Here is a 26,939-nt window from a genome sequence, read left to right as displayed (position 1 = left end):
TCATCACGGAAGTAGGAACCGAACATGAGCGTCGTGCTCACCGACTTCGCCGAGGGCGTTGCCGTCATCACCCTCAATCGTCCCGAGGCCAAGAACGCGGTCAATCTCGAACTTGCCGAAGCCTTGGCTGCGGCCATCGACGAGTTCGAGGAACGGGCCGATCTCACCATCGGCATTCTGACCGGAGCTGGTGGAACCTTCTGCGCTGGTATGGATCTCAAGGGATTTGCGCGAGGGGAACGGCCATCGCTGCCCGGTCGTGGTTTTGCCGGTCTGACCGAGGCTCCGCCGTCGAAGCCGCTGATCGCAGCCGTCGAGGGGTGGGCACTCGCCGGCGGGTGCGAACTGGCGTTGGCAGCCGATCTGATCGTGGCGTCCACCGACGCGAAATTCGGCTTGCCCGAGGTGAAGCGGGGACTTGCCGCGGCCGCCGGTGGCCTTCTGCGTCTGCCCAAGATCCTCCCGTATCAGTTGGCCATGGAAATCGCGATCACCGGGGATCCGCTCAGTGCCACCGTGGCGCATCATCACGGCTTGGTCAATCGGCTCGCCGAACCTGGACAGGCGCTGACCGTCGCACGCGAGCTTGCGGCCCGAGTAGCGGCAAACGGTCCACTGGCTGTTCGCGCGACCAAGCAGGTACTGGCAATGTCCGCCAAGTACACCGATCCGGATGCCTTTGTCGCGCAACGCGAATTCATCGATCCGGTCTTCACCTCACGTGACGCCAAGGAAGGTGCAACGGCGTTTGCCGAGAAGCGCTCTCCCGTGTGGAGTGGCTCATGAGTGCCGAGACGATCGAGCGCGCGGCCGTAAGCATCGAACGTGACGGTGCTGTCGCGACGATTGTTCTCTGTCGGCCGCACCGCCGCAACGCTCTCGATCTCGACGCCTGGATCGCACTACGTGAAGCAGTCCTCGAACTTCAAGAGGATTCGCAGATTCGCTCTGTGATCCTGACCGGCGCGGACGGGACCTTCTGTGCGGGCTCCGATCTGGACAAACGCGGCTCGTCGCACCCTCTCGATCGCATGCGTGTCATCAACGCAACGGCCATCGCACTGGGTGAGTTTCCCAAGCCTCTGGTGGCGAAGGTCGACGGGTTTGCCGTCGGAGCCGGATGGAACATGGCGTTGCTCTGCGACTTCGTCGTGGCAGCCAAGGGTGCGAAGTTCAGCCAGATCTTTGCCAAACGAGGGTTGTCTGTCGACTTCGGGGGTTCGTGGATCCTGCCGAGACTGGTCGGCCTCCAGCAAGCGAAGCGACTGGTGATGCTCGCCGAGACGATCGACGCACAGGAAGCCTACGAGCTCGGGCTGGTGACCTATCTGGTCGAGCCGGGTGAACTGGACGAACACACGTCGAAGCTTGCGCAGCGGCTCGCTGACGGTCCGCCAGCCGCACTGAGTCAGTCTGCCGCCATGCTCGAACGTCACACCTCACTCTCGTTGCGGGAAGCCTTGGACAACGAGGCGAGGGCGCAAGCGGTCAATTTTGCGACGGATGCTACCGACGCGGTTCGTGCCTTCGTGGAAAAGCGGGAGCCGGTCTTCACCGGAGAGTGGGCCGTACCAGGGCTAACTCGATTGGAGTGAGCGTCGGATCGCTGGTCGTATGATGGATGAGTGGATCTGCACTTCGTTACCTACTTCGTCGCTGTTGTCGACCACGGTGGGATAACGAAGGCCGCTCAGGCTCTCTACATTTCGCAGCCCTCGCTGTCACAGGCAATTCGCACGCTCGAGCGTCGACTCGGCGCCACGCTGTTCGATCGGACCGGTAGGCGGTTGGTTCTTACCGACGCGGGCCGCACCTTCGATCTCGCGGCCAGGAGAATCCTTGCCGACGTCGAGCGCGCGAAGGCTAAAGTGACCGCCGTTCGCGAACTCGAGTTCGGCCGGGTGGACGTCGTCTCGTACTCGGCGTTCTCCATCGATCCGATGGTCGAGTTGGTTCGTCGATTCCGGGCCAACTTTCCGAAGATCGTCGTGCGCGTCCTCGACACGTACGGCCCGGCCGGGGTCGACAATGCGTTACGGCGAGGGTCGGCCGAGGTCGGCGTCACCGATCTGAGTATCGGGTACGAAGGTTTGGTCACGGCTCCGATTGCCGCCCAGGAGTTGGTACTCGCCACCCATGCGTCGTTGTCCGGCCGGCTTGCAACGCCGTTGGCGGATCCGGTTCCGCGAACGCTCTTGCACAGTTTGCCGCTGGTGGTCGATCTCGGTGATCAATCGAATCAGTTCCGGGGTCTACTCAGCGAAGGCGCCGAGAACGTAGTCGTGGACTGTGTCCACCCTGTGACCACGTGGGAACTCGTGCGTCGAGGGATCGGCGCCACCGTCGTGCCGAGAAGGGTTGCACAGCAGCAGATGACAGACGTCTGCGCCTTCTCCTTCGATCCGCCGCTGACACGCGACGTCGGCATCGTCTATCGCTCGGGCGAGCAATCCCCGGCCGCCGCCGCATTCATCGCGACGGCTGCGGAAATGGCCACCTCCGCCGTTCCGTCCAAGGAAGAGGAGTGAACTGTGGAGTTCCGGCAGATGGAGTACTTCCTCGCGGTTGTCGAAAACAAGGGGATCAACGGCGCCGCAGCTGCTTTGGGAGTTGCTCAGCCGACCGTGTCACAAGCGTTGCGCGGGCTCGAACGTGAACTGGGAGTGCGGCTTTTCCATCGCATCGGGCGCGGCATGGTGCTCAGTGCGGCCGGTCGCAGCCTGGTCGGCCCGAGTCGACAGGTTTTGCGAGACGTAGCTGCGGCGGCTGAACAGTTGACGGCATCCGATGGCGCCATCGTCGGACGCCTCGACATCATGGCTTTCCCTGCACTGACCTCGGGGACGATCGTCGATCTGATTGCGGAGTTCTGTCGACGGTATCCGCAAGCACGAGTCAGATTCTCGGAACTCGAGCGTGAGGACAATCTGGAAAGTCTCATCAGGGACGGCCACTGTGAATTCGCGGTGGCTCATCTGCCTCTCGAAGCGGGCGAAGGGCTCGAGATCGTCGAATTGGGGGAGCAGGAGTACCGCCTGGTCTACCCGGCGGGAACCGAACTACCCGAGGGGCCGGTACGCCTCTCGGAAATGCCGGACATTCCCATGGTATTCGTTCCTCGCGGGGCAGCGATGGGTGACGCGATCGAAGATTCGATCCGAAAGGCCGGTACCAGAACGGAACTCGCGGTGGTGACCGAGCAACGGGAGTCGCGGCTCCCGATGGTCATCGCCGGGCTCGGCGGTTCGTTGGTCGAGCGCTCGGTGGCGAAATCGATGCCTGGTCAGGTCGTGGAACGGGCCTGCGAGCCGAGATTCCTGCGTGCGTACGGTCTCGCCTTCGACCCCTCGACGTTGTCGCCGGTGGGACAGGTATTCGTGAACCTGATCCACGAGTACCTGTCCGACGAATCCCTGTCCGACGAACACCGGTCACAGCACTAGAGTCGGCAGATGCGTTCTCGAGCGGCAGCGTACTCGGCGGCGAGACGCTCTACTACTGCATGCGTCGGAAGTACGGCGTCGATCGCTCCGATGCCCTGTCCGGCGCCCCAGATGTCACGCCACGCCTTGGTATCGGTGTCGGTGGTCGCGAAACTCATTGCGGAAGGATCGGATTCGGCTAGGTTGTCGGGGTCCAAGCCGGCGGCAACGATGCTGCCCCGCAGGTAGTTTCCGTGTACTCCGGTGAACAGGTTGGAGTAGACGATGTCGGAGGCCCCTGAACCCACGATCATCTCCTTGTACGCAGGATCCGCGTTAGCCTCTTCGGTTGCGATGAAAGCTGATCCGACGTATGCCAGATCGGCTCCGGCCGCGAGCGCAGCGAGAATCGAATCACCATGAGCGATGGCACCTGACAACAGCAGTGGACCGGCGAACCACTCACGAATTTCCCGAATCAGGGCAAACGGCGACTGCCTACCGGCATGACCACCGGCCCCGGCAGCTACCGCGATCAGTCCGTCGGCGCCCTTCTCGATCGCCTTGCGTGCAAAGCGATTGTCGATGACGTCGTGAAGAACGATTCCACCGTATGCGTGGACGGCGTCGTTGATGTCGGTGCGAGCGCCGAGGGACGTGATGACGATCGGAACCTCGAACTCGGCGATGGTCGCCAGGTCCTCTTCCAGGCGGTTGTTGGACCGGTGGACGATGAGGTTGACGGCAAATGGCGCCGACGGATTCTCCGGGTGCTCACGATCATGTTCCTCACGAGCCACGGTGATCAGTTTGAGCCAATCCCGAAGTGCCGACTGCGGACGAGCATTCAGTGCCGGGAAGGACCCGATGATCCCAGCGGTGCACTGCGCGATGACGAGGTCAGGAGTCGAGATGATGAACATCGGTGAAGCGAGAACAGGGACACGCAATTGCGACGTCAGGTCTGCGAAGGTCGTCACCTGGAACCGCCTTTCTGATCGACGGATTCGAGAAGTCTCGAGCGGAGGTCGGTCTTGAGGACCTTACCGGCAGCCGATGTCGGAAGGAGTTCTACCTCGACGACCTCGCGAATCTTCTTGTACGGCAGCACCTGCTCGGCGACAAACGCCTTGATCTGCTCGGCGTCGAACTCGGCGCCCGGAATCATCACCACGAAGGCTACGGGCTCCTGGCCGTTGCTCCCCACTTCGCGGCCGACAACCGCGGCAGTCGAGATCGCCGGGTGCGAAACCAGAATCTCTTCGAGTTCACGCGGATAGACGTTGTACCCCTTGTAGATGAGCATGTCCTTCGCCCGGTCACAGATGAAGAGGTATCCGTCCGAGTCCAGGTACGCGATGTCACCCGTGTCCAACCAGCCGTCGACGAACTGTTCTGCGGTGGTTTCCGGGTGTCCGAGATAGCCGTCGGTGACCTGAGGCCCACGCACCCACAGTTCGCCGCGTTCGTTCTCGCCCAGAACGGTCTTCCGGTCCAGCTGATCGCGAATCTGGATTTCGGTGTCGAAGATCGGGAGGCCGACGCTGCTCTGCCGGTACTCCGAGCCGTTGATCAGCGGAGCTGCCGTGACCACACAGGTGGCCTCGGTCAGCCCGTACCCCTCGACGACGAGCGCTTTGGGAAATGCCCGGCGGAGTGCGGCGAGCGTGACGCTGTCGATCGGGGCAGCGCCCGAAGAGACGACGCACACGCTGTCGGTGTTGCGCACCGTAGCGTCGGGATGAACCGACAGTGCGTGCCACATAGCGGGAGACCCGGTGAGGTAGGTGGCCTCGTGCTTTTCGATCAGCTCGAGCATCCGGCCGGGTTCGAACCGACCGGCAAATACCTGGGTGAGACCGGAGATCAACAGGAACGACGTGTTGAGCAACGAATGTGCGTGGAAGAGAGGTGAGACCACGATGGTCGCCCCTGTTCCCGGCGTCGGACCGAGCACGTCGAGGCCGTCGATGCGTCGAGGCGTGACGAGACCGTCCGGACCTGCCTCCAACTCGTGCCCGGTTCTCCACCCACACATCTGCGTGATGTTGCCGACGACGTTGCGGTGAAGAACACGAACACCTTTGGATACTCCGGTGGTTCCGCCGGTGAACGCGATGTGTGCGATGTCGTCGCTTCGGACGGAGGCAGGGGTGAATTCGGTGGGTAGATCGGCGATGAAGGCGTCGAACGCGACGACCGACTCCGGTGTGTCGAGCGCACCCTCGGTGTCCTGGACCATCACGATCGTACGTACGGAGGTTCCGGAAGAGGCCGCGAGCAGTGTGCGCAGCTGCGAACTCTGAGTGACCGCAGCAACGGCGGACGTCTCCTCGATCTGCTTGCGCAGTCCAAGTTCTGGCTGCAGCGGATTGACCAATGTAACGGTCGTCCCGGCCTGCAGGCAGCCGTAGTAGGCCTGGAGGAACTCGACGCAGTTCCCGAGATGTAGCAACACGACGTCGCCGACGCCGACCCCGGCCTGCCGCAGTGCGCCGGCGAATTGTGCACTGCGCTGACCGAGTTCGCGGAACGTGCACGTGCGCTCGCCGTCCACGACGGCGAGGCGATCACCGTAGAGCGCCGCCATGCTGGGTGCCCAGTAGGCCATGGTGGTGTCCGGGTAGTGCATGTTGTGGCGCAGTTGTGGATTGGCGATCACGCTGATGCCCGTCACCGGGGAGCCATTCGGATCGCGCCGTCGAGTCTGATGGTTTCGCCGTTGAGATAGCCGTTCTCGAGCATCGAGACGGCCAGCTGGCCGAACTCGTCCGGGCGACCAAGCCGGGAGGGGTTGGGAACCGAGGCTTCGAGGGCCGTGCGCACGTCTTCGCGCAGGCGCGCCAGCAGGGGAGTGTCCATGATGCCGGGAGCAATGGTGTTGACGCGGATTCCGCGGCTGGCGAGATCGCGCGCAGCGGTGACCGTCATACCGACGATGCCGGCTTTGGACGCCGTGTAGTTGATCTGACCGATCTGACCTTCGAATGCTGCGACCGACGCCGTCATGATGATGGCTCCTCGCTCACCGTCCACGGCATCGAGTTCTGCCATCCGCTCGGCGCCGAGACGGAGTGCGTTGAACGAACCGACAAGATTCAGTTTGACGACGAACTCGAAATCTTCGACCGATCCGGCTTTTCCGTCCTTGTCGAGAATGCGCATGCGACGCCCGGCACCCGCGCAGTGGACGACGCCGCGAAGGCCGCCGCGCTCGTGCGCCGCGTCGAGTGCTTCGGCGAATTGTTCGCTGTCGGTGACGTCGGCCGGGGCGAATTGCGCGGCAGCTCCGAGATCGGCCGCCACCTGCTTACCGTCGGACGAAGGCAGATCGATCAACGTGACCTGCGCTCCGGCGTCGAGCAGCCGTCGAGCGGTTGCCAGGCCGAGACCTGAAGCGCCGCCGGTGATCGCGGTGGAAAGTCCCTCGAGTTTCATGGATCAATTCTTCTTTCCTGCTGGATGACGTGTCGGCCCGAAAGCGTTGTCGGGTCAGATCAATTCGAGAATGGTCGCATTGGCCATGCCGCCGGCCTCACACATCGACTGGAGACCGTATCGAATTCCGTTGTCGCGCATGTGATGTGCCAGGCGAGTCATCAAGATCGCACCTGATCCGCCGAGTGGGTGGCCGACCGCGATAGCGCCGCCGAGCGGATTCACACGATCGATGGCTGCGCCGGTTTCAGCCTGCCAGGCAAGCGGGACGGGGGCGAAGGCCTCGTTGATCTCGAAGGCACCGATGTCGTCGATGGACAATCCGGAGCGGTCCAGTGCCTTTGCGGTGGCGGCAATCGGACCGGTGAGCATGATGACCGGGTCGTCGGCTGCGACCACTGCGGTGTGAATACGAACGAGCGGCTTCCAACCGCGTGCCCGGGCGTACTCGCTGGTCGTGACGAGTGTGGCGCCCGCCCCGTCGGAGATCTGCGAAGAGTTGCCGGCGTGGATGACACCGTCGGCGTCGAAGGCCGGGGGCAACTTCGCGAGCGACTCCAGACTTCCACCTCGCCGAATGCCTTCGTCCTGGGACAACCCGGCGATCGGAGTGATCTGCCCGGTGAATGCTCCAGCATCGGTGGCGCTGGCCGCGAGCTCGTGTGAGCGGAGGGAATATTCGTCCAGAGCCGTTCGTGTGAGTGCCCATTTCCGGGCCATCATCTCGGCGCCGGTCCCCTGGCTGAAACTGTCCACACCGTAGCGTTCGAGTACCGAAGGCGGGAAATGCTCACCGTTCTTGCTGGCGGTTCCCATCGGAACTCGCGACATCGATTCGACGCCTCCGGCTACGACCACGTCGTTCTGACCGGAGATGACGGTGGCGGCAGCAAAGGAAACTGCCTGCTGGCTCGATCCGCAGGCCCGGGTCAGTGTGACGCCGGGAACGCTGTCGGGCCAGCCGGCGGCGAGTGCCGCTGTGCGGGCGATGCTTCCGGCCTGTTCGCCGACCTGACTGACGCATCCCCAGATCACGTCGTCGACCGTGGCCGCGTCGAGTCCGGTCCGTTCAGCGAGTGCACGCAGTACATGTGCGGACAGTTCGGCCGGATGGATCTCCGAGAGGGCGCGTCCTCGACGGCCGATCGGTGTACGTACTGCGTCGACGATGACGGCATCTCGCATGTATCTCTCCTGCTGTTCGTGCCCGGTGTTGCGATTGTGCGGTCGGGGCGTGCCTCGAGTCGATCACGAGCGGGTCGACCCGGCAATGTCTTTCGGTGAATGGCTTTGTTAGCGAATGGCTATACGTGGAGCATTCAGCCGCGGATGAGCTTGCGATCGCGCTCGGGATTGGCGAAGACGAGGACCAGAACCGCGGCGACGACTCCGATGATGCCGATTGCCTGGAAGGACTGGGCGTAACCGTCGGCCGGGGTTGCTGCGTTGTCCACGATGACTCCCGTTGCGTAGGGAGCAATCAGGCCGCCGATCGACATGATGGCGAGGAAGAATCCCATGGTGCCTGCAGTCTGCTGCGGCGGGCACAGTTCGGAGATCGCAGCGTTGATGAGCGGGAAGGTGATTGCCGAGAATCCGTAGCCGATCGAGACCATGGCGACAGCGACGATGGGAGTGGAGATCTGTGGCAGGAACAGGAGAATCGATCCGCAGATCAGAACGCCGACGCAGGGAACGATGACGCGAACCGTGCGAGAGGTGAAGCCGCGGCCGATCAACTTGTCCGTGACGGAACCGGAGGTGATCATGAGGACGAGGCCGACGATCGAGGGCAGTGCGAACATCGAACCGGCTTGCATCGCACTGTATCCGAGGCCGACCTCGAAGTACGACGGCAACCAGGTGAGAACGACGGTGGTCAGTGCGTAGATGGTGGCGATGAGGAAGCAGCAGCTGACGAAGGTGCGGGAGAGCAGGATCTTGCGCCACGGAACGTTGGGCTCGGTGACTGCCTTCGTTGCCGTCCCGGTCGCCTCGGTTGCTTCTGTATCTGCAGTCTTGGTCGCCTTGACGGCCTTGCTCGTGTACGGGCCTTCGGACCAACCGGCCAGCCAGCAACCCATCCACACGAGTCCGAGGACAGAGAGCGAGAGAACCGCTGCGCGCCAGCCGTAGTGAACGGCGATGAAGGTCAGTACGGGCGCGAGGGCGATCTTCGCGACGGAGGCGGATCCGGCGAGCATTGCACCGGGAAGGCCGCGCTTGGCCGGCGGGTGCCACGAGTACGCGGCGGTGTGCATCAGCGCCGAGCTGGGGCCTTCGGCAAATCCGAGGAGCATGCGCGAGACGATCAACATCGCGAGGCTGGCACCGAGAACGAGGGGGAGCATGACCACGGACCAGATTGCGGCCAGGATCAACAGAGCCCAACGTAGGGTCAGGTACTTGTTGAGCGGTCCGGCGAGAAATCCGCCGATGCAGAACATCAGGAAGAACAGCGAGCCGACCATGCCGATTTGCGAAGACTTCAGTCCGAGCTCGCGAGCGAGGGGCTGAGCGATGATTCCGAGGACTGCTTTGTCCGCGTAGTTGACGATGTAGAGGAAGACGACGAGCCCGGTCATCGTCCACGCACGCTTGCGGGTACCGAAGACGGGGACTGCTGACGAATCTGGCGTTGCTGTTGCTTCGGGCTGGACGTCGTTACGCTGTGGCGCGATGGGGGTCACGTGGCGTCCCTTCGAGACTGGTGGGCGGATGCGATCGTGCTCGAAGCGCGGCCTCGAAGCGATCGGTGGTGTTGTGTTTGCCGGCTGACCCATTCAACGTGTTCTGGATCACTTTGAGCAATGTCGCGTCGATGATCGGAACGATAGCGGTTGCCTATGTATCGCAGGTCAGGCCATATTGGTACGCCCTATCGGACGCATAGCCGATGAGTGTTGGATCGAATACGGAACGTTGAGGCAAGGTGAGATCAGGATCACCCTGTTCCCTTGACCGACTGGAGTTCATACATGCAGCGCACCGTGTTCAACGAGGATCACGAGGCATTCCGGGCTACCGTCCGCGATTTCATCGCGAAGGAAGTAACCCCGGTCCACGAGAAGTGGGAAGAGGACGGTCACCCGCCCCGTGACTTCTACCGACGACTCGGAGAGCTTGGCGTACTCGGAATTCAGGTGCCGGAGGAATACGGCGGAGGCGGCGAGAAGTCGCTCAAGTTCAACGTCGTCGTCGCCGAGGAGGTTGCTGCCGCCGGGGCGTCTTTCGGCTCGCAGTCGGTGCATACGAACCTGATCCTGCCCTACCTGCTCGAGTACGCGAACGACGAGCAGAAGAGCCGCTGGTTGCCGGGCTTCGCCTCCGGCGATCTGATGTTCGCGATTGCGATGACCGAACCGGGAACAGGGTCGGATCTGGCGAACATCGCGACGACGGCCAAGCTGTCGGAGGACGGTACGCACTACGTGGTCAATGGTTCCAAGACGTTCATCACCGGCGGGGTACTTGCCGATCGCGTCCTGGTAGTGTGCCGCACCGCGCCGAGCACAGCGGAGAACCGACGCACCGGGTTGTCGATCCTGGTGGTCGACACGTCGTCGCCCGGATACTCGGTGGGGCGCAAGATCAACAAGATCGGTCTCAAGACCTCCGACACTGCGGAGCTTTCGTTTGTCGACGTACAGGTGCCCGTCGAGGACCGGCTCGGAGAAGAGGGCGACGGATTCAGCTATCTGACCCACAACCTGGCTCAGGAGCGGTTGACCATCGCTTTCGGAGCGGCCGCCACTGCCAGTGCAGCGCTTCGCTTTGCCATCGACTACGTCAAAGACCGCAAGGTGTTCGGTAAGCCCGTCGCGGCATTCCAGAACACCAAATTCGTTCTGGCCGAATGTGCTACCGAGGTTGATGCCATCCAGCTGGTGTCCGACAACGCACTCGAATGTCATGACCGCGGCACTCTGACGATTCCCGACGCCGCGAAGGCGAAACTGTTCTGCACCGAGGCAGCAGGTCGAGTTATCGACAAGTGCCTCCAATTGCACGGCGGGTACGGCTACATCACCGAGTATCCCATCGCGCGTCTTTACGCAGACACGCGTGTCACACGAATCTACGGTGGCACAAGTGAAGTCATGAAGACCATCATCGCGAAGGATCTTGGTCTCTGACGCACTCTCGACATGTTTTCGGCCTCGGAACATTTGTTCCGAGGCCGAAAACATGTTCCAGGTAGATCAGTTCGCCGGAACGCCGACGATGCCGTCCGCGATCAGTGCCGAAGCGTGATCAGCAGTGGTTCCGAGGACATCCGCGAGCACCGCAATCGAATCGCCGCCGACCTCGGAGGCCGGTCCGGTGCTCAGGTGTGCGCCGTCGAACGAGGCTGGGTTCGCGGCAGCCAGATAACTTCCGATTCGAGGCTGATCGAGTGCGGAGAACATCGGGTTGTTCTCCAGTTCACCGGAATTCACCACTTCATCGAAACTGCGGTACCTCTCGAACAGAACCGACGATGTGTCCAGCGCTGCAGCGATCTCGGCGCCGCTGTGTTCCCGGAACCAATGTGAGAACAGAGCAGTGAGTACCTCTCGATGACGGTAGCGATCCGCTTCGGTGGAGAAGTCGGCTCCGAGGGCACCTTCGACGGCGTCGACAGCCGCCGTGGTGCCGGTGACCGACGCAAGGTCACGGAAATGCCGAGTAGTGAGTGCAACGATCATGAACCGTTCGTTGTCGCTGGAGACGAAATCGATTCCGTACGTGCCGTAGACGGCGTTTCCGCCGGACTCGCGACTGCGACCGTTCACTTGTACTTCGGTGAGGTAGCCGAGTGTTCCTGCGGTGGCCAATGCGACGTCTTCGAGTGGCAGCGTGATCTGCGTGCCGTGTCCGGTCGAGTCACGTTGGCGCACTGCGGCAGTGATCGACAGGGCGGCATAGAGCCCGCAGGCGACGTCCCAGGCGGGCAGTGCGTGGTTGACAACTCCGGCGTAGTCGGCGGGGCCGGTGATCTGTGGAAATCCCAACGCGGCGTTGACCGTGTAGTCGACCCCGGGGCTGCCGTCGCGGCGTCCGAGAACCTCGAGGGTGATGACGTCGCTACGCAACTGGGCCAGGGAGTCGTGGCTCATCCAGGTGCGACCGCCGGCATTGGTGACCAGGATTCCGCCGCCAGGTCCCGGAGCCGTGACCAGTTGGCGAATCAGTTCTTGACCGCGCTCGGCGCGCATGTCCACTGACAGTGACAGTTTGCCTTTGTTGAGTCCGGTCCAGTAGATGCTTTCACCCGTGTCGGTGACGGGCCAGCGTTTGTAATCGGAGGCACCTCCGATCGGGTCGATCCGGATCACCTCGGCGCCGAGCTGGGAGAGAGTCAGTCCGCACAGGGGTGCGGCGACAAAGCTCGAGACCTCGACGATGCGAAGCCCGGACAGCGGGCCTTGGGTCTGAGTCATCTGTGATCCTCCGTGGTAGAAGAGTGTGCGATCATGCCATCAACACGGTGAAACGCCAGTCGAGAACCGGAGTCTGTGTTGCAGAAGCATTGTGGGAGAACACGAGCGAACGCAGTTGCACTGCGGTTCCGTGTTCGAGGGGCGACGAACTTTCGACGTGCAGTTCGCTCGTGAGGGTGTCGCCCTCGTGAACGGGCCCGGTGTGATCGCACGAGTGCCATCCGAGAACCGTCACCACATTGGGCAGAGCGCGAGTTGCCTGGGCAAGTGCAATTCCGATGGTGTGGCCGCCGTAGACGAGGCGACCGTGGGTGCCGACGCGATCGTCGTGGTGCGTCGCTGCGATGTTCAAGCTCAGCCGGGCAAGTTCGGGTGCACTGGTGACGACGTCGCCGCTGCTACGGAATACCGAGCCCACCAAATCCGACTCGAAGTGCCTGCCGGGTACCCGATCTCGATATGTGTCGAGGTCCCAACCGTCAGGTGATACGTACGGCGCCGGTTCGGACGGACCGATCACGGAGAGGTCGTCGGCGTGGCGAGTTCTCGTCTCGATCGGGTCGGGGCTCAGTGGGAGCATGGCGCAGCGGTAGAAGTCGAGGACCGTGTTGCCATTCTGATCAGCGGACGTCATCCGTAGCGCGGCAAGTCCGGTGGCGCCGCGTCCCGGCTTGGCCGAGTTCTCGCGTAGACCGACAACCTCGGTGCGCGTGTACAGGGTGTCACCGAGTACCGGGAAACGGTGGAATCGCAGTCCACGGTAGAAGAGGTTTGCCTTGACGTGGTGTGTGACCACGGTTGACTGGCCGATGGCGACGTCGGTGACCAGTCCTGGATTCGCCACTGGTGCAGCGGAACCTGTGACGCTCGACGACAGGTGTGCGTCGAGAGGCAAGCGCATGCGGTCACCGAGGATCGCCTGATGGGAGGCGGCGAGTCCACTGGTCAACGTCACCGCTGGTGCTTCGTCGAAGATCTGACCGTGGGTGAGTTCGTCGAAGTACGGTCCTCCTACGTAGTGCTCGCTCATACGGTGACTCCTTCGGCTCGGGCAAGCGTACGACGCGCTGCCACGGCCACTGCTTCGTCGAGCATTTGGCCGTCGAGCTGGGCGGCGCCGGAACCCAGGGTTTCGGCTTCTTCGAGTGCGGTCAACACCCGTCTGGCGTCATCGACGGCGTCGTCCGAAGGAGTGAATGCGGTAGTGGCCGAGTCGATCTGCGCCGGGTGGATGACCCATTTACCGTCGAACCCGAGAGCGCTGGTCCAGTGCGCGGCGCGGCGGAAGGCGTCGTCGTCGGTGATGCCGAGAAAGGGTCCGTCGATGGCGGCGACGCCGGCTGCGCGGCAGGCGATCAGGATTCTGTCCTGGACGGCAAGCCAGTGTTCGGGCAGTGCCGAGCGTGAGCGACCCAGCGCTGCACCGAGATCTGCGTATCCGATGATCGCGGCCTGCAGACGAGGAGTCGCGCGGGCGATGGAGTCGGCATTCTGGACGCCGAGCGGAGTTTCGATCAGGGCTTGCAGGGTGGTGTGGTGCCCACCGGCAGCGAAGAGGATGTGCTCGGCCTCGAGGAGTTCGTCGGCGGACTCGACCTTCGGGACGATCACGCTCGTCAGCGATTCTCCGAGGGTGCCGCAGGCGATCAGGTCGTCGCGGGCCCATGGTGTGGTGAGGCCGTTGATTCGGACCGAGATGGTGCGCGCCTTACCGAACTCGTGCACCAAGGAGCTCACGAGGGTTCGCGCAAGGTCCTTGTTCGCCGAAGTGACGGCATCTTCGAGGTCGAGAATCACCTCGTCTGCGTTCGAAGAGAGTGCCTTGCGGGCCTTGCGCTCGTCTGAACCCGGAGCGACCAGGGACGCGCGGCGTCTGGTCGCGCGGTAGTGGTTCTCGTCCATAGTGTGTCGATTACCTCGATCTGGTGATCAAATGTACGGCCAGTTGCGAAATAGATGTGCTGCCGTGAACGGCGTTGATGTGCAGCGAACTGCCTCGATGCTGGCAGTTGCTGCGTATCGATGTCAAGGCGCGGTATTGACATTGCGCGAACAATATCGAAATATGGCCGTACAAACTTATTTCAAGTCGAGGCGGATTCATGCTCAAGCTCAACGACGAAGAGACATTCCTGATCGAAACCGTGCGCCGGTTCGTCGACCGAGAGGTCAAGCCCACGGTCCAGGAGGTGGAGCACGCGAACGAGTATCCCGAGAAGTGGATCGATCAGATGAAGCAGATCGGGATCTACGGCCTCGCGATTCCCGAGGAGTACGGCGGATCGCCGGTGTCCATGCCCTGTTATGCGCAGGTGACGCAGGAACTGTCGCGCGGATGGATGTCCCTGGCAGGAGCGATGGGCGGACACACAGTGGTTGCCAAGCTCATCTCGCTGTTCGGTACCGAAGAGCAGAAGGTGAAGTACCTGCCGCGAATGGCAACCGGCGAGATCCGGGCAACGATGGCCCTCACCGAGCCCGGCGGTGGTTCCGATCTGCAGGCCATGACGACCAACGCCAAGAGCGACGGCACAGATCTGGTCGTCAACGGCGCCAAGACATGGATCACCAATGCCCGCCGATCCGGCGTGATCGCCTTGCTGTGCAAGACTGATCCAAGCGCAAGCCCTCGTCATGCGGGCATCTCGATCGTTCTCGTCGAGCACGGCGAAGGGCTGACCGTGTCCCGCGACCTCCCGAAGCTCGGATACAAGGGCGTCGAGAGCTGTGAACTGTCCTTCGACAATTACCGGATCGCCGAGTCGGCCATTCTGGGTGGTACTCCCGGAAAGGGTTTCGGGCAGATGATGAAGGGGCTCGAGACCGGCCGTATCCAGGTGGCTTGCCGTGCACTGGGCGTCGCCACGGCCGCACTCGAAGATTCACTTGCGTACGCGCAGCAGCGCGAGAGCTTCGGCCAGCCGATCTGGAAGCACCAGTCGATCGGCAACTACCTCGCCGACATGGCAACGAAGCTGACGGCCGCACGGCAGCTGACGTGGCACGCGGCACAGATGTACGACAGCGGCGAGCGGTGCGACATGGAGGCAGGCATGGCCAAGCTGTACGCCTCCGAAGTGGCGATGGAAATCGCGTTGTCCGCCGTCCGCATCCACGGCGGTTACGGCTACTCGACGGAGTACGACGTCGAGCGGTATTTCCGTGATGCGCCACTGATGATCGTCGGGGAGGGAACCAACGAAATTCAGCGCAACGTGATCGTTTCGCAGCTGGTTGCCCGCGGCGGTCTGTGACGGACCGGTGAGCAAGTAGGATCATGTCGCTATGAGCGGTAAGGAAAGAGAGACGGAGCCGGCGTACCAACGCCTCTCTCGTGAGCTTCGTCAGCAGATCTCTGCCGGTACCTACCGCGACGGCATTCAACTGCCCACCGAATCCGAACTGGCGCAGCATCACGGCGTGAGTCGGCAGACGGTCCGGCGAGCCTTTCACGATCTTGTTGCCGAGGGCATCGTGTACCGAGTACCCGGGCGCGGGACTTTCGTGACCGAGAACAGCGGCCGCTATCTCCGTCATCTCGGATCCATCGAAGATCTCATGAACCTTTCGCGGGACACGACGATGGAAGTGGTGTCACCGCTGCAACGGCGCGTGGACATCGAGGCGGCCAGTCGGCTTCGGCTCGACACCGACGTCGTGTACACCGTGGTCTTCCGACGGATACACGAGGGAGTTCCGTTTGTGCAGACGACGGCGCATCTGCCGGAGGCGATCGCGCGGCAGATCATCGACCTGCCCGCCATGGCGGCCGGTGCGGTGAGCGCCAATACGGTGATCGGCCTGCTGGAACCGCTGATCGACAGTCCGATTGTCGAAGCAGCACAATCGATCACGGTGTCCCCGGCAACGGCAGACGTTGCCAGGGATGTCGATTGCGAGATCGGCCACGCCATGTTGCGGGTGGACCGTTTGTACTCCAACGCGCAGGGCGTTGCCAACGAGTTGTCGGTGAGCTATTTCTTGCCGGAGCAGTACACGTATCGGGTCACGCTGCGCCGCGGCGCACATTAGCGCTGCACTTTTCTTTGCTGTTCAACACCTTTCAGGAGAGAACTATGCGAATTTTCAACGGAATCGACGAAGTTGAGACGGCTGTCGGTGAGCACTTGGGCTACAGCGCGTGGTTTCCGGTCACACAGGATCGGATCGACAAGTTCGCCGACGCCACCGAGGATCACCAGTGGATTCACGTGGATCCCGAGCGCGCAGCGCAGGGTCCGTACGGCGGCACCATCGCCCACGGCTATCTGACTCTTTCGTTGTTGCCGGTGCTCGGCGCTCAGGTGATGCGTGTCGACGGAATCTCCATGACCGTGAACTACGGCAGCAACAAGGTGCGATTCCCCGAACCGGTCAAGGTCGGTTCTTCGGTGCGGGCAGGTGCGGAGATTCTTTCCTTCGAGCGCACCGCGAAGGGCGCGACGATTGTCGTGCGGTACACGATCGAAATCGAAGGAGCAGGTAAACCTGCGCTGGTGGCGGATACCGTGCGCCTGTTGGTCTCCTGAATCCTTTTCCATTCTTCCAGAACGAGATTCGAGGTCAGTTGTGAAACGAGCAGCATTGGTCGCGCCGGTCAGAACCGCGGTGGGCCGTTTCGGAGGGGCACTTCGTGACGTGCCTGCGGAAAGTTTGGCTGCCACTGTCGTCAAGGAGACCGTGCGTCGTAGCGGAATCGATCCGTCCCGCATCGACGACGTCGCGATGGGGCAGTCGTATGCCAATTCGGAGGCACCGTGCATCGGAAGGTGGGCGGCGCTCGAGGCCGGGTTGCCGATTTCGGTAGCCGGCTTCCAGACGGATCGCCGATGCGGAACGGGTCTGCAGGCCATCGCTACCGCGGCCATGATGGTCCAGACGGGTGCTGCCGACGTGGTTCTCGCGGGCGGCGTCGAATCGATGAGCGGGATCGAGCACTACACCACCGGAGCGCGGTGGGGCACCAAATCCGGTGGGCTGCAACTGTTCGACCGCCTCGATCGTGGTCGAGAGCGCTCGCAACCCGAGTGGCGTTTCGGCCGGATCAGCGGAATGATCGAAACGGCCGAGAACGTCGCGACACGCTGCGGGATCACGCGGGAAGAGTCGGACGCCTTCGCCGTCGAGAGTCACCGAAAAGCTACACTGGCAAGAGAATCCGGCCGATTCGATGCCGAAATCGTCGCCGTCGAACTGACGGATCGAAAAGGGAACGTCACACAGTTTCGTGCTGACGAGGGGATCCGTCCGGATACCTCACTCGAAACCCTGGCACGGCTGCGTGCGGTGTCCGAGGGAGGCGTCGTGACCGCCGGTAACGCCAGCCAACAGAATGACGCTGCGGCAGCGATGTTGGTGGTCGCCGAGGATCGTCTGGACGAGCTGGGGCTGGAACCCATCGGGTTCCTCGACAGTTGGGCCGCGGCCGGTTGTGAACCGGCGCTGATGGGCCTCGGACCGGTTGCCGCCGTCTCGAAACTGTTTGCTCGCACAGGGGCAGGCTTTGCCGACTTCGATCTGGTCGAGCTGAACGAGGCGTTTGCGTGCCAGGTTCTCGGCGTAGTGAAGGAATGGGGCTTCGAGGACCTCGATCGACTGAACGTCAACGGTTCCGGCATCTCGCTCGGGCACCCCGTGGGAGCGACGGGTGCGCGTATGGCAACAACCGCGCTTCACGAACTCGGCCGTCGCGGCGGCGGAAAAGCGCTGTTGACCATGTGTATCGGCGGTGGCCAGGGCATGGCAGCCGTGGTGGAGTCTGCCTGACGAGGTTCGCTTCTGGGTACACTTGCGGCGGGGGATCGGAAGTTCTACGGAGGCAGTCGGTTGACGAATGCAGGCGCAGCAGACACCAGTGGCGCGCTGAGCGTCGAGGATGTTCGTCGCGCCAGGGCTGCACTCGAGGGTCTCGATGTCACCAGTTGGTCCGGTCGCTTCGAGCTTCTCTCCGACGCCAACCGTCTGCGTCTGTTGCTCTGCCTTCACCACGCGCCGGGTATCTGCGTCACGGATCTGTCCGTGGCGCTGGGGATGAGCGGCACAGCCGTCTCACATGCGCTGCGGCTACTGCGTAGCCAGGGGTGGGTGAGCGCGACGCGTGACGGCCGATCGATGCGATACCAACTGGCGGACGACACCGTTCACCAGCTGTTGCATTCGATCGGCGCCACACATTTTCACGACGAGACACCCACCCCCGGGCACACGCACAGCTGAGCGTCTCTCAAGGAGTCGCGAAGAACTTCTCGACGGCCGGCGCAGCGTTCGGGTTTCCGTTGGTGATTCCCGCGCCGACTCCGGCAACCGTGCCGATGACTCCACCGACGATGCAGCCGGCGATGAAGTTCGGGAAGATCGACAGGCAGCCGATTCCGACGCCGAGGTTGGCTCCGATGAGCGTCGACTGCACGCCGCCGTTGTTCCAGCCGATATTGACCTCGTTGGCCATCGTGTCGAACGCGGCTTGCTTCGGATCGTTACCGGGGAAGAGCATCAACGCCGCCTGGCTGTTCGACTCGGCGGTCGGTGTCAGTAGGGGTTGGGACGGATCGAAGCCCGCATTCGGGGGCGCTGCGACCGCGGTGCCGGCTCCGGCGCCGACAGCGGCGACGACGAGAACGGACATGGTGAGAGTTCGGGACAGTTTCATGGGGACGGCCAATCTGTCTGTGTGGAACCAGTCGTGAATGGTGGCGGTGCAGTTCGTTAACCAGAACTCCACCGTCTGGATCGATCGTGCGGACCTCCTCGGGCACAACGGGACCCGTCGTCTCCGCGCGACGGGCCGTGTTTGGTGGCTACCCGACTCAGGGGGCCCTGAAACCGCCCAGTCTCATTCGTTTTTCGACAACCGCGCGCGCAATTCTTCGACCTCGGCAGTAAGCCGATCGACCTCGGCTTGCAGGGGTTGGCGTGCCAGAGCGAGGGATTCGTCCATGCGCTCCTTGTCGAAGCGAGGTGTGATGTTTCGACTGCAGTTCCAGTCGAACGCTTCGACCTCGACGACGATGGAGCGCTGCGCTTTTGCTGTCATGGTGCCGCCGGGGACCTGCAAGAGTTGTTGCAGCAGTTCAGGGTCCTCGTCCGCTTCGATCACGTGTGCACGCCCGTAGATCTTCAATCTCGTTCGCGTCGGGTAATCGATGACGAACAGCGAGATGCGATTGTTCTCTTCCAGATTGCCGAGCGTCACGAACTGCTGATTGCCGGGGAGATCGGCGAATCCGATTCGATTCGGGCCCAACACATGCAGGAATCCGCGCGGGCCGCCGCGATGTTGGACGTACGGCCAACCGTCGGGCGTCACAGTGGACATGAAGAAGGAATCCACGGATTTCACGAATCCCTGAGCGCGGAAATCGAATTCCATCGGGCCTTCGTCGGGCTGATCGAGCTTTGAACCGTAGACGGTGAAACTCCCGGTCGACCGCTGACGCTCCACCGCAGCGGGGGAGAAGGCGATGTGTGCGTATCGGGTCGACATTCTTTATCTCCTGGTGCTCAGTGCCAGCGGTGGTCGGCAACGGCAGTTCGCGGACCGAACTTGGGTTTGACGGCTTGACCGCTGACCTGCAGAAGCCGCACCGCGCGGTATCGATGCGGTTGGAGGGGAGCGAGGTACTGAACCATCTGGGCGTCGTCGATCGGTTCGCCCAGGAGCGACCAGCCGACGACCGCAGCGAGGTGGTAGTCGCCGACCGAGAGTGCGTCGGAATCGCCGAACGCGCGCTGAGCCACTTCCGCGGCAGTCCAGATCCCGACGCCGGGCACCGCTCGCAATCGTTTGGTCGCTTCGGCCCTGGGGAACGATGACGCCTGCTCGAGGCGGTCGGCGACCCGAGCGCACTGAACGATCGTCTTGGACCTCGCGGGATCGACATTTGCGCGATGAAACTCCCACGACGGCATTCGTCGCCATTGGTCCGCGGTGAGTGGAACTCGCATTCCGTCGGGCGCGGGGCCGGGTGGGCGCTCCCCGAATTTGGTCAGCAGCCGGCGCCATGCGGCAAACGCGTCGATGCCGTGGACGCGTTGCTCGAGGATCGCGGGAACGAGGGCTTCCATGACGCGTCCGGTGCGGCCGATGCGCAGATGAGGGAAGCGTCGATGAGCTTCGGCGAGCTTGGGATGCTCGGGCGCAAAATCTTCGGCCTCGTCGTCGAGACCGAGCAGAGCTTCGGCGCCGGTCAGAAATTCCGTGGCGCCGGGACCCCAGGCCTGTACCCGGACCGTATGGCGATCCGACTGCGTGATGCGGTAGGTCACAGGACCCGAAAGTTGGCGGGAAACTCGCCAGATCGCTCCGTCGGCTGACCGTCGATGTGCGGGGTCGCCGGGTCCGCGCTGATGCGGGCTGAGCGTCAGCGCGGCATCGAGTGGTCGCTGAGAAGTCACCGTGACTTCGTCGACCGGAGATAGCGGCGTCATCGAGGTCAGCGTATCGCCACCGTCCATCCTCCGTTAAGGCGTGTGTCGGTGGCGCAACGTATTGTCCGAGCCATGATCATCGTGAGCACCGACGGATCCTGTCTGCGAAACCCCGGCGGGGCTATCGGCTGGGCGTGGGTCAATCACGAGGGTCCGAGCATGTCCGGCGGAGAAGCGTCCGGCACCAATCAGATTGCCGAGTTGCGTGCGCTCTTCGAGGCCGTCGTCGCCCATCCCGGTGCTGATCCTCTGCTCATCGAATCCGACTCGCAGTACGCCATCAAGTGCGCGTCGGAATGGCTGCCGAGTTGGAAGCGCAAGGGCTGGAAGACCGCGAGCGGTGGGGCGGTCAAGAACCTGGAACTGGTCCAGAGCATCGACCGAGCCATCACCGATCGAGTCGGTCCGGTGCGCTTTCGTTGGGTGCGCGGGCACGTCGGCAACCATTACAACGAAATGGCAGACAAGCTGGCCGGCGAAGCCGCACGCGCCATCGTCTCGGGGGACATCGCATCGGTCCCGCTTGCTGCCCCGGTGAAGAAGGAACCGACCGCCGTGAACTCCCCTTACAAGGAGAAGTCCACGACGGCCGAAGAACCGGCAGATCTGTTCACACTTTTCTGAGCGGTTCAGAAACCGTCGGCAACCTGAACCAGCGCCCGGCCGGTGTACTTGCCTTCGCGCACCTGATCGATCACCGAGACGACGTCGCGGACGGCAACGAGGTTCGTGATCTCCTTCAGATGACGTGGGGCCAAGTCGGAGCCCAGACGGGCCCACAGCGCGCGACGGGGTTCGATCGGCATCAATACCGAGTCCATGCCCAGCAGTGAGACTCCGCGGAGAATGAACGGCAGCACGGTCGTAGGCAGCGCGGCGCCGCCGGTCAAACCGCTGGCGGCCACAACACCGCCGTAGTTGATCGTGCTCAGAACGTGAGCGAGGGTCTTTCCACCGACGCAGTCGACGGCCGCCGCCCACTGAGATTTTCCGAGCGGGCGAGGCTTGGCGTCGGGATCTTCGGGGAGCCGGCCGATCACCGAAGACGCACCGAGTGACGTCAGAAGGTCTGCCGCGCCTGGCTTGCCGCTGGAGGCGACCACGTCGAAGCCTGCGCTTGCCAGAAGGTCGACGCTGACGGTGCCGACTCCGCCGCTCGCGCCCGTCACCAGGACGGGACCGTCGGCGGGCTTCACTCCGCTGGCCAGAATGGCTTGGACGCTCATGGCTGCGGTGAATCCCGCCGTGCCGATCGCAGCAGCGTCGGCGGTGGAAATGCCGTCGAGCTTCACGACCCACTCGGCAGGCAAACGGGCGATCTCGGCGTAGCCGCCGTTGCGGGCGGTCCCGATCTCGTAGCCATGTGCGACGACCTTGTCGCCCGGGGCGAATGCGTCGGACTCGGAGGCAATGACCTCGCCGGCGACGTCGATGCCGGGGACGATCGGGTACTCGCGAACCACCCCGCCTTTCGGGGTGACCGCGAGCGCGTCCTTGTAGTTGACGCTCGAATACTCGACGCGAATGGTGACCTCACCTGCCGGGAGGAAGGATTCGTCGACGGTTTCGGGGGCGAAGTCGATGGTGCCGTCGCTTTCGCGGGCGACCCAGGCGTTGAAAGTAGTCATGGGTCGAACATAAAGGCCTTCGGCCCTGTGCGCCTTTTTGGTAGTGCGAACTACCGGAAAGGCGCACAGGGGCGGAGCCCCTAGATCAACACAGGGGCGGAGCCCCTAGATCAAGCTGCCCTCATGCACCGCTCGATCGAATGCCGGCAGCGGACTACCGTCGCGCAGGGTTGTCGCCAATGCCGGATCGGCGAGGTGGAGACGGCCGATCGCGATCAGATCGAACTCACCGCTGCCGATGCGTTCCTCGAGCTGTGGGATGTTGTCGACGACAGGTGCGACGCCTTCGATACGGCTGTCCCGCAGCGACTTTCCGATACCGACGCTGCCGACGGCCATCGTGACGGCGCCGGTCAATTTTTTCGCCCAGCCGGCCAGCGAGAGATCGCTGCCTTCGAAGGCGGGGACGTCGAAGCGCCTGATGCTGGCATCGAGAACGTCGACTCCGGCGTCGACCAGCGCGCCCAGGATGACGCCCAACTCCTCGGGGGTCTCCGCGATCTTCGCGGTGAAATCCTGCTGCTTGTGCTGCGAGAAACGGTAGATGATCGGCAGATCCGGTCCGATGGCCGCGCGGATCGCAGCGACGACGGCGGCCGGGAACTTGGTTCGACGCTCCAGGTCGCCGCCCCACGCGTCGTCGCGCTGGTTGGTGCCCTCCCAGAAGAAGGAATCGAGGAGGTAGCCGTGACCGCCGTGGATCGCGATACCGTCGAAGCCGAGTTCGACGGCGTGCTTCGCGCTACGGACATACGCGTCGATGACGTCCTGGATGTCCTGCTCGGTCATCGCTTCGGTGCTCGCCTGCGCGCGTTCGACGTAGGCCGCGGAGTACGAGGTGACGCCCAGCGGACCCCACTCGCCGGAGGGACGCATCGGCTTGAGCGAAGGGTCCATCTGCGTCATCGCGCCCCACAGAGGCCCGACGTGCCAGAGCTGCGGCACGATCTTGCCGCCCGCAGCGTGCACGTCGTCGACTACCTTCCGCCATCCGGCCTGAGCAGCGGGAGTGTGGAGGTTGGGGACGTTGGCGTGGTCGACAGCAGTCTCGTGATCGATCGCGACGCCTTCGGTGACGATCAGTCCGGTACCGCCCTCGGCGCGTCGGCGGTAATAGTCGGCGACGTCGCGGCCAGGCACGCCCTCGATGGAGTACGTGCGCGTCATCGGCGACATGACTATGCGGTTGGACAATTCGAGCGAACGGATGCGGAGCGGTTGGAACAGCGGGTTGGTCACTTCGTCACAGCGCTTTCATGAATCGGAAGAATCCGGGGTCCTGGTCGACACGGAGCCGGGTGAGGGTTCGGTAGCTGATCAGCCACTTGCCGTCTTCTTTGCGGTATTCCTCGTGGTAGTGGCCGTAGCCGTGCAGGTGTAGTTCTTTCTCGCCGTCGTTCCACCACAGCATGTCTTCCATCGCCCAGATACCGGTTGCGGTGGTGGGTGAGGTCAGCACGATTTCGGGAGTGTGTGCGTGGTGCGCCGTGGTGAGGGGGATGTCGCCGTCGAGCATGTTCCGAATTGCCGCGGTGAGTTTGTCGATGCCCACTACCTGGTTCGAGGTGTCACCGGTCTTGGGTTGCTTGTCTGTCGGGAGTCCGCCCCACGTCTCGCTGACGACGTCTGCGGTGTGCAGGGTTGGGTAGACGTGCCACTGCTTGGTGTCCATGCAGCGTAGGCGCGCGGCGAAGACACGTTTGATTTCCTCGATTGCGAGCAGTTCCTCGACGGCACTGATCGATCCCACTTCGGACTCGGCCTGAGACATTCAACCTCCAACGGTGATCGGCAAGATGGGTTCACATTCGGGTGCTCAGCGCGGGCCGTCAACGACCTGTCCCGGTGAGCGCGACGGCACTCGGTATGGTCGAGCGAACGAAAGGGGTGTCAGACGTGTGTACCGAAGAGGTCCCATCGACCGGACCGGAGGAGATCGCCGAGGTTCGGGCTTTCTGGCGCGAGTTGGGTGTTCCTGGCGTGATCGACGTCCATACCCATTTCATGCCGAAGAGCGTCATGGACAAGGTGTGGGGCTACTTCGATTCAGCGGGACCGATGATCGGTCGACCATGGCCGATCGCGTACCGACTTGCCGAGGAGGAGCGGGTACACCGTCTCCGCGAGTTCGGTGTCCGGGCTTTCACGTCGATGATCTACCCGCACAAGCACGCGATGGCCGAGTGGCTCAATCAGTGGGCCGTCGAATTTGCCGCGCAAACACCTGATTGCCTGCACACGGCCACGTTCTATCCCGAGGAGTCGGCGGCGTCGTACGTCGGAAAGGCCCTGGAGTCGGGCGCGCGAATCTTCAAGTCCCACATCCAGGTCGGAAACTACGACCCGAACGACCCTCTACTCGACAAGGTCTGGGGTCAGCTCGAGGACTCCGAGACGCCCATCGTGATTCACTGTGGATCGGGACCGGCGCCGGGGGAGTACACGGGACCCGACCGCATTGCTTCGCTGCTCGCACGGTACCCGCGCCTGTCGTTGATCGTCGCCCACATGGGGATGCCCGAGTACAGCGAATTCCTCGATCTGGCAGAGGCTTACGGCAACGTCCGCCTGGATACGACCATGGCGTTCACCGATTTCACGGAAGAACAGTGTGCCTTCCCGAAGGCGGACGTATCACGGCTCGTCGACATGCAGGACCGGATTCTGTTCGGTAGCGACTTCCCGAACATTCCGTACCCGTATCTCACAGCCTTGCAAGCGGTTACGCGCTTCGATCTCGGAGACGAATGGCTGCGAGCCGTCGTGCACGACAACGCTGCGAAACTCTTCTCGGTGAGCTGAGCCCACCGAGAAGTATTTCGCTCAGCGCAGTTTGATGCTGCCGCCGTCGGCCATCAACGTCTGTCCGGTCATGTACTTGGAATCCTCACTCGCCAGGAATACCACGACGGGAGCGATGTCGGTTTCGGGATCACCGATGCGTCCGAGAGGTACCTTGGCAACCGATGCGGCTGCGCGCTCGGGGAAGGCTTCCTGCCACTTGACGACGCCTTCGGTGGCGGCGAACGGGCAGACCACGTTGACCCGAATGCCTTCCGGCGCCCACTCGTTGGCGACGACGCGCGTCAGGCCTCGCACAGCTTCCTTGGCCGCAGCGTAGGACGTCTGGGTGGGCATTCCGTCCAAACCTGAACCCGATGCGAAGTTGACGACCGAACCCTTGGTCTTCGCGAGTTCGTCGTGGCACGCCTGCATGAGGTGGACAACGGGGTAGAAACCGGTGTTGAAGGACAGGTCGAACATGTCCTGCGTGGTTTCGAGCAACGGAGCCTGACGGGATGCGTGAGCGTTGTTCACCAGGATGTCGAGCTTGCCGAAAGCCTCGAGCGCGGCGTCACGGATCTGCTCGGCCGAACCGGCGGCAGCAAGGTCGACGTTCAGGAACTTGCCGGAGCCGGCCAGTTCTTGTTCGAGGGCCTGGCCCTGCTCGTCGTTGATGTCGACGAACAGGACCTTCGCGCCTTCACGGGCGAAGACTCGGGTGATGGCACGACCGATTCCACCGGCGCCGCCGGTGACGATCGCTACCTTGCCGTTCAACCTCATGAAAACGCTCCTCTTCGTAAGTGCTGCTTAAACTGTTGCGGTCTCGTCGACTGCAAGTGCGATCTTTTCGAGGCCGGCGATGCTGTAGGCAGCGTAGGTTTCGTACGGCCCACGGCCGGAGAAGTAAGACGAGAGCTGACCACCGAGTTCTTCGACGGTGAACGCGGATCCGGCTGCGTCGAAACGGTTCTCGACCTTGGGTGCTTCCATCAACGCCACCATCTTGCCGTAGACGACGAAGACCTGTCCGTTGATCTCGTCGGAATCGGGGGATGCGAGGTAGCTGACCAGGGTCGCGACGCGCTCGGGTGCAAGCGGATCGAGGCCGACGACGCCGGTGTTGTTCTCGCCGAAGGCTTCTGCCGTCATGGCGGTGCGGGCACGGGGGCAGATCGCGTTCGTGCGGACGCCGTAGCGGGAGAGACCTGCTGCGCTCGAGAGCGTCAGAGCGGTGATGCCGGCCTTGGCTGCCGAGTAGTTGGGCTGTCCGGCGCTGCCGAAGAGGAAGGCCTCGGAAGAGGTGTTGATGATGCGGCCGTAGACCGGTGCGTCGGCTGCCTTGCTGGCTGCGCGCCAGTGGACTGCGGCTGCGTGCGAGGTGGCGGCGTGGCCCTTGAGGTGCACGCGGATGACGTCGTCCCAATCGGATTCGGTCAGGTTGAAGATCATCTTGTCGCGCAGGATGCCTGCATTGTTGACGAGGATGTCGAAGGATCCGAAGTTCTTGACAGCCTCTTCGATGATGCGCCCGCCGAGCGACCAGTCGGAGACGTCGCCGGTGATGGCGAGTGCCTGTCCACCTGCGGCCTTGATCTCGTCGACCACGTCGTTGGCCGCTGCACCCATGTCGTTGACGATGACGGCTGCACCGGCAGCCGCGAGTCCGAGTGCTTCGGCGCGACCCAGGCCGGCGCCGGCGCCGGTGACGGCGGCAACTTTGCCTTCCAAGCTCAGTGATTGTGTCATGTCGTGCTCCTTCGATCCGGTCTGCCGGGTAGGTACAGCAAAATTAGTATTCATTCTAATTTGAAGTC

At 62.9% G+C, this 26,939-nt stretch carries 28 protein-coding genes; 12 read left to right on the top strand and 16 right to left on the bottom strand.

The genetic code is table 11. From position 1 onward, the window contains the following. The first annotated feature begins 24 nt into the window (after positions 1–24). The 4 genes from ABX74_RS03925 to ABX74_RS03910 are packed head-to-tail and all read left to right on the top strand — an operon-like array spanning position 25 to position 3,443. Positions 25–786, top strand: coding sequence for a crotonase/enoyl-CoA hydratase family protein (locus tag ABX74_RS03925; RefSeq protein ID WP_020909221.1), 762 nt, complete (start codon positions 25–27; stop codon positions 784–786). Then, on the top strand, positions 783–1,595 hold the full coding sequence (locus ABX74_RS03920; RefSeq protein ID WP_047888317.1) for an enoyl-CoA hydratase/isomerase family protein: 813 nt from the start codon (positions 783–785) through the stop codon (positions 1,593–1,595). Before ABX74_RS03925 ends, ABX74_RS03920 begins: the two co-directional genes overlap by 4 nt. Before the next feature lie 30 nt (positions 1,596–1,625). Next, positions 1,626–2,528 (top strand): LysR family transcriptional regulator, encoded by a 903-nt coding sequence (locus tag ABX74_RS03915; protein ID WP_019745405.1) that lies wholly within the window; start codon positions 1,626–1,628, stop codon positions 2,526–2,528. 3 nt (positions 2,529–2,531) lie between these two features. After that, positions 2,532–3,443 (top strand): LysR family transcriptional regulator, encoded by a 912-nt coding sequence (locus tag ABX74_RS03910; protein ID WP_021331933.1) that lies wholly within the window; start codon positions 2,532–2,534, stop codon positions 3,441–3,443. Here ABX74_RS03910 and ABX74_RS03905 read toward each other — a convergent pair. The 5 genes from ABX74_RS03905 to ABX74_RS03885 all read right to left on the bottom strand — a co-directional run bounded on the left by ABX74_RS03905 (position 3,440) and on the right by ABX74_RS03885 (position 9,643). Then, positions 3,440–4,345 carry an NAD(P)H-dependent flavin oxidoreductase gene (locus tag ABX74_RS03905; RefSeq protein WP_153211945.1) on the bottom strand — a complete coding sequence of 302 codons (906 nt, stop codon included), beginning with the start codon at positions 4,343–4,345 and terminating at the stop codon, positions 3,440–3,442. The two genes, ABX74_RS03910 and ABX74_RS03905, sit on opposite strands and share 4 nt — an antisense overlap. Positions 4,346–4,398: 53 nt before the next feature. After that, positions 4,399–6,054, bottom strand: coding sequence for a class I adenylate-forming enzyme family protein (locus ABX74_RS03900; RefSeq protein ID WP_047888316.1), 1,656 nt, complete (start codon positions 6,052–6,054; stop codon positions 4,399–4,401). Between the two features lie 41 nt (positions 6,055–6,095). Continuing rightward, positions 6,096–6,860 (bottom strand): SDR family NAD(P)-dependent oxidoreductase, encoded by a 765-nt coding sequence (locus ABX74_RS03895; protein ID WP_007729494.1) that lies wholly within the window; start codon positions 6,858–6,860, stop codon positions 6,096–6,098. Between the two features lie 54 nt (positions 6,861–6,914). Continuing rightward, positions 6,915–8,045, bottom strand: a complete 1,131-nt coding sequence (locus ABX74_RS03890; RefSeq protein WP_047888285.1) for a thiolase family protein — start codon at positions 8,043–8,045, stop codon at positions 6,915–6,917. 134 nt (positions 8,046–8,179) lie between these two features. Continuing rightward, entirely contained in the window at positions 8,180–9,643 is a 1,464-nt protein-coding gene (locus tag ABX74_RS03885) for an MFS transporter (RefSeq protein ID WP_176450530.1), read from the bottom strand. 195 nt (positions 9,644–9,838) lie between these two features. Here ABX74_RS03885 and ABX74_RS03880 point away from each other — a divergent pair, with 195 nt between their 5' ends. Further along, positions 9,839–10,996, top strand: a complete 1,158-nt coding sequence (locus tag ABX74_RS03880; protein WP_020970861.1) for an acyl-CoA dehydrogenase family protein — start codon at positions 9,839–9,841, stop codon at positions 10,994–10,996. Positions 10,997–11,062: 66 nt separating this feature from the next. On the opposite strand, the gene ABX74_RS03875 is transcribed toward ABX74_RS03880, so the two are convergent. The 3 genes from ABX74_RS03875 to ABX74_RS03865 are packed head-to-tail and all read right to left on the bottom strand — an operon-like array spanning position 11,063 to position 14,185. Then, entirely contained in the window at positions 11,063–12,283 is a 1,221-nt protein-coding gene (locus tag ABX74_RS03875; protein ID WP_047888284.1) for a CoA transferase, read from the bottom strand. A 31-nt stretch (positions 12,284–12,314) separates the two neighbouring features. After that, complete coding sequence (locus ABX74_RS03870; RefSeq protein WP_047888283.1) at positions 12,315–13,313, bottom strand: MaoC family dehydratase; 999 nt, start codon at positions 13,311–13,313, stop codon at positions 12,315–12,317. Further along, positions 13,310–14,185, bottom strand: coding sequence for an HpcH/HpaI aldolase/citrate lyase family protein (locus tag ABX74_RS03865; protein ID WP_047888282.1), 876 nt, complete (start codon positions 14,183–14,185; stop codon positions 13,310–13,312). The genes ABX74_RS03870 and ABX74_RS03865 overlap by 4 nt, the downstream gene beginning before the upstream one ends. 200 nt (positions 14,186–14,385) lie before the next feature. Here ABX74_RS03865 and ABX74_RS03860 point away from each other — a divergent pair, with 200 nt between their 5' ends. The 5 genes from ABX74_RS03860 to ABX74_RS03840 are packed head-to-tail and all read left to right on the top strand — an operon-like array spanning position 14,386 to position 18,499. Then, positions 14,386–15,537 (top strand): acyl-CoA dehydrogenase family protein, encoded by a 1,152-nt coding sequence (locus ABX74_RS03860; protein WP_019745395.1) that lies wholly within the window; start codon positions 14,386–14,388, stop codon positions 15,535–15,537. A gap of 31 nt (positions 15,538–15,568) precedes the next feature. Continuing rightward, positions 15,569–16,315, top strand: coding sequence for a GntR family transcriptional regulator (locus ABX74_RS03855; RefSeq protein ID WP_003940169.1), 747 nt, complete (start codon positions 15,569–15,571; stop codon positions 16,313–16,315). Between the two features lie 44 nt (positions 16,316–16,359). Next, complete coding sequence (locus ABX74_RS03850; RefSeq protein ID WP_003940415.1) at positions 16,360–16,812, top strand: MaoC family dehydratase; 453 nt, start codon at positions 16,360–16,362, stop codon at positions 16,810–16,812. Between the two features lie 40 nt (positions 16,813–16,852). Then, positions 16,853–18,049, top strand: a complete 1,197-nt coding sequence (locus tag ABX74_RS03845) for an acetyl-CoA C-acetyltransferase (RefSeq protein WP_047888281.1) — start codon at positions 16,853–16,855, stop codon at positions 18,047–18,049. Between the two features lie 60 nt (positions 18,050–18,109). Further along, positions 18,110–18,499: an ArsR/SmtB family transcription factor gene (locus ABX74_RS03840; RefSeq protein ID WP_019745393.1), complete on the top strand. Its 390-nt coding sequence runs from the start codon at positions 18,110–18,112 to the stop codon at positions 18,497–18,499. A 7-nt stretch (positions 18,500–18,506) separates the two neighbouring features. Here the strand turns inward: ABX74_RS03840 and ABX74_RS03835 are convergent, their stop codons facing one another. The 3 genes from ABX74_RS03835 to ABX74_RS03825 form a co-directional block, all read right to left on the bottom strand. Next, positions 18,507–19,004: a glycine zipper family protein gene (locus ABX74_RS03835; protein ID WP_019745392.1), complete on the bottom strand. Its 498-nt coding sequence runs from the start codon at positions 19,002–19,004 to the stop codon at positions 18,507–18,509. Between the two features lie 111 nt (positions 19,005–19,115). Beyond that, positions 19,116–19,766 (bottom strand): pyridoxamine 5'-phosphate oxidase family protein, encoded by a 651-nt coding sequence (locus ABX74_RS03830; protein WP_019745391.1) that lies wholly within the window; start codon positions 19,764–19,766, stop codon positions 19,116–19,118. A 17-nt stretch (positions 19,767–19,783) separates the two neighbouring features. Further along, entirely contained in the window at positions 19,784–20,737 is a 954-nt protein-coding gene (locus ABX74_RS03825; RefSeq protein ID WP_019745390.1) for a DNA-3-methyladenine glycosylase family protein, read from the bottom strand. Positions 20,738–20,782: 45 nt separating this feature from the next. Here ABX74_RS03825 and ABX74_RS03820 point away from each other — a divergent pair, with 45 nt between their 5' ends. Beyond that, positions 20,783–21,334 (top strand): ribonuclease H, encoded by a 552-nt coding sequence (locus ABX74_RS03820; protein ID WP_007729467.1) that lies wholly within the window; start codon positions 20,783–20,785, stop codon positions 21,332–21,334. 5 nt (positions 21,335–21,339) lie between these two features. Here ABX74_RS03820 and ABX74_RS03815 read toward each other — a convergent pair whose 3' ends face one another. The 3 genes from ABX74_RS03815 to ABX74_RS03805 form a co-directional block, all read right to left on the bottom strand. Beyond that, positions 21,340–22,338, bottom strand: a complete 999-nt coding sequence (locus ABX74_RS03815; RefSeq protein WP_019745389.1) for an MDR family oxidoreductase — start codon at positions 22,336–22,338, stop codon at positions 21,340–21,342. A gap of 105 nt (positions 22,339–22,443) precedes the next feature. Continuing rightward, positions 22,444–23,577 carry a 12-oxophytodienoate reductase gene (locus ABX74_RS03810; protein WP_019745388.1) on the bottom strand — a complete coding sequence of 378 codons (1,134 nt, stop codon included), beginning with the start codon at positions 23,575–23,577 and terminating at the stop codon, positions 22,444–22,446. A 4-nt stretch (positions 23,578–23,581) separates the two neighbouring features. Beyond that, positions 23,582–24,109, bottom strand: coding sequence for a nuclear transport factor 2 family protein (locus tag ABX74_RS03805; RefSeq protein ID WP_019745387.1), 528 nt, complete (start codon positions 24,107–24,109; stop codon positions 23,582–23,584). Positions 24,110–24,234: 125 nt separating this feature from the next. Here ABX74_RS03805 and ABX74_RS03800 point away from each other — a divergent pair, with 125 nt between their 5' ends. Next, positions 24,235–25,140 carry an amidohydrolase family protein gene (locus ABX74_RS03800; RefSeq protein WP_003940342.1) on the top strand — a complete coding sequence of 302 codons (906 nt, stop codon included), beginning with the start codon at positions 24,235–24,237 and terminating at the stop codon, positions 25,138–25,140. 21 nt (positions 25,141–25,161) lie between these two features. On the opposite strand, the gene ABX74_RS03795 is transcribed toward ABX74_RS03800, so the two are convergent. Together ABX74_RS03795 and ABX74_RS03790 are read right to left on the bottom strand one after the other, a co-directional pair. Continuing rightward, entirely contained in the window at positions 25,162–25,905 is a 744-nt protein-coding gene (locus ABX74_RS03795; RefSeq protein ID WP_019745385.1) for an SDR family NAD(P)-dependent oxidoreductase, read from the bottom strand. Between the two features lie 27 nt (positions 25,906–25,932). Continuing rightward, on the bottom strand, positions 25,933–26,871 hold the full coding sequence (locus ABX74_RS03790; RefSeq protein ID WP_007729451.1) for a 3-oxoacyl-ACP reductase: 939 nt from the start codon (positions 26,869–26,871) through the stop codon (positions 25,933–25,935). Positions 26,872–26,939 lie beyond the last annotated feature (68 nt).

Source organism: Rhodococcus sp. ARP2 (assembly GCF_001029585.1).
GTDB lineage: Bacteria > Actinomycetota > Actinomycetes > Mycobacteriales > Mycobacteriaceae > Rhodococcus_F > Rhodococcus_F erythropolis.
Note: the sequence above shows the minus strand (reverse complement) of the source record. Positions and strands in the feature narration are given on the sequence as shown.

What these genes read in the sequence shown, in the direction of transcription:
- ABX74_RS03825 (WP_019745390.1), bottom strand. Translation starts at nt 20,737, where the DNA reads ATGGACGGTGGCGATACGCTGACCTCGATGACGCCGCTATCTCCGGTC.
- ABX74_RS03900 (WP_047888316.1), bottom strand. Translation starts at nt 6,054, where the DNA reads ATGCACTACCCGGACACCACCATGGCCTACTGGGCACCCAGCATGGCG.
- ABX74_RS03920 (WP_047888317.1), top strand. Translation starts at nt 783, where the DNA reads ATGAGTGCCGAGACGATCGAGCGCGCGGCCGTAAGCATCGAACGTGAC.
- ABX74_RS03925 (WP_020909221.1), top strand. Translation starts at nt 25, where the DNA reads ATGAGCGTCGTGCTCACCGACTTCGCCGAGGGCGTTGCCGTCATCACC.
- ABX74_RS03795 (WP_019745385.1), bottom strand. Translation starts at nt 25,905, where the DNA reads ATGAGGTTGAACGGCAAGGTAGCGATCGTCACCGGCGGCGCCGGTGGA.
- ABX74_RS03830 (WP_019745391.1), bottom strand. Translation starts at nt 19,766, where the DNA reads ATGTCGACCCGATACGCACACATCGCCTTCTCCCCCGCTGCGGTGGAG.
- ABX74_RS03860 (WP_019745395.1), top strand. Translation starts at nt 14,386, where the DNA reads ATGCTCAAGCTCAACGACGAAGAGACATTCCTGATCGAAACCGTGCGC.
- ABX74_RS03905 (WP_153211945.1), bottom strand. Translation starts at nt 4,345, where the DNA reads ATGTTCATCATCTCGACTCCTGACCTCGTCATCGCGCAGTGCACCGCT.
- ABX74_RS03850 (WP_003940415.1), top strand. Translation starts at nt 16,360, where the DNA reads ATGCGAATTTTCAACGGAATCGACGAAGTTGAGACGGCTGTCGGTGAG.
- ABX74_RS03870 (WP_047888283.1), bottom strand. Translation starts at nt 13,313, where the DNA reads ATGAGCGAGCACTACGTAGGAGGACCGTACTTCGACGAACTCACCCAC.
- ABX74_RS03875 (WP_047888284.1), bottom strand. Translation starts at nt 12,283, where the DNA reads ATGACTCAGACCCAAGGCCCGCTGTCCGGGCTTCGCATCGTCGAGGTC.
- ABX74_RS03885 (WP_176450530.1), bottom strand. Translation starts at nt 9,643, where the DNA reads ATGGGTCAGCCGGCAAACACAACACCACCGATCGCTTCGAGGCCGCGC.
- ABX74_RS03865 (WP_047888282.1), bottom strand. Translation starts at nt 14,185, where the DNA reads ATGGACGAGAACCACTACCGCGCGACCAGACGCCGCGCGTCCCTGGTC.
- ABX74_RS03790 (WP_007729451.1), bottom strand. Translation starts at nt 26,871, where the DNA reads ATGACACAATCACTGAGCTTGGAAGGCAAAGTTGCCGCCGTCACCGGC.
- ABX74_RS03895 (WP_007729494.1), bottom strand. Translation starts at nt 6,860, where the DNA reads ATGAAACTCGAGGGACTTTCCACCGCGATCACCGGCGGCGCTTCAGGT.
- ABX74_RS03815 (WP_019745389.1), bottom strand. Translation starts at nt 22,338, where the DNA reads ATGACTACTTTCAACGCCTGGGTCGCCCGCGAAAGCGACGGCACCATC.
- ABX74_RS03805 (WP_019745387.1), bottom strand. Translation starts at nt 24,109, where the DNA reads ATGTCTCAGGCCGAGTCCGAAGTGGGATCGATCAGTGCCGTCGAGGAA.
- ABX74_RS03855 (WP_003940169.1), top strand. Translation starts at nt 15,569, where the DNA reads ATGAGCGGTAAGGAAAGAGAGACGGAGCCGGCGTACCAACGCCTCTCT.
- ABX74_RS03820 (WP_007729467.1), top strand. Translation starts at nt 20,783, where the DNA reads ATGATCATCGTGAGCACCGACGGATCCTGTCTGCGAAACCCCGGCGGG.
- ABX74_RS03880 (WP_020970861.1), top strand. Translation starts at nt 9,839, where the DNA reads ATGCAGCGCACCGTGTTCAACGAGGATCACGAGGCATTCCGGGCTACC.
- ABX74_RS03890 (WP_047888285.1), bottom strand. Translation starts at nt 8,045, where the DNA reads ATGCGAGATGCCGTCATCGTCGACGCAGTACGTACACCGATCGGCCGT.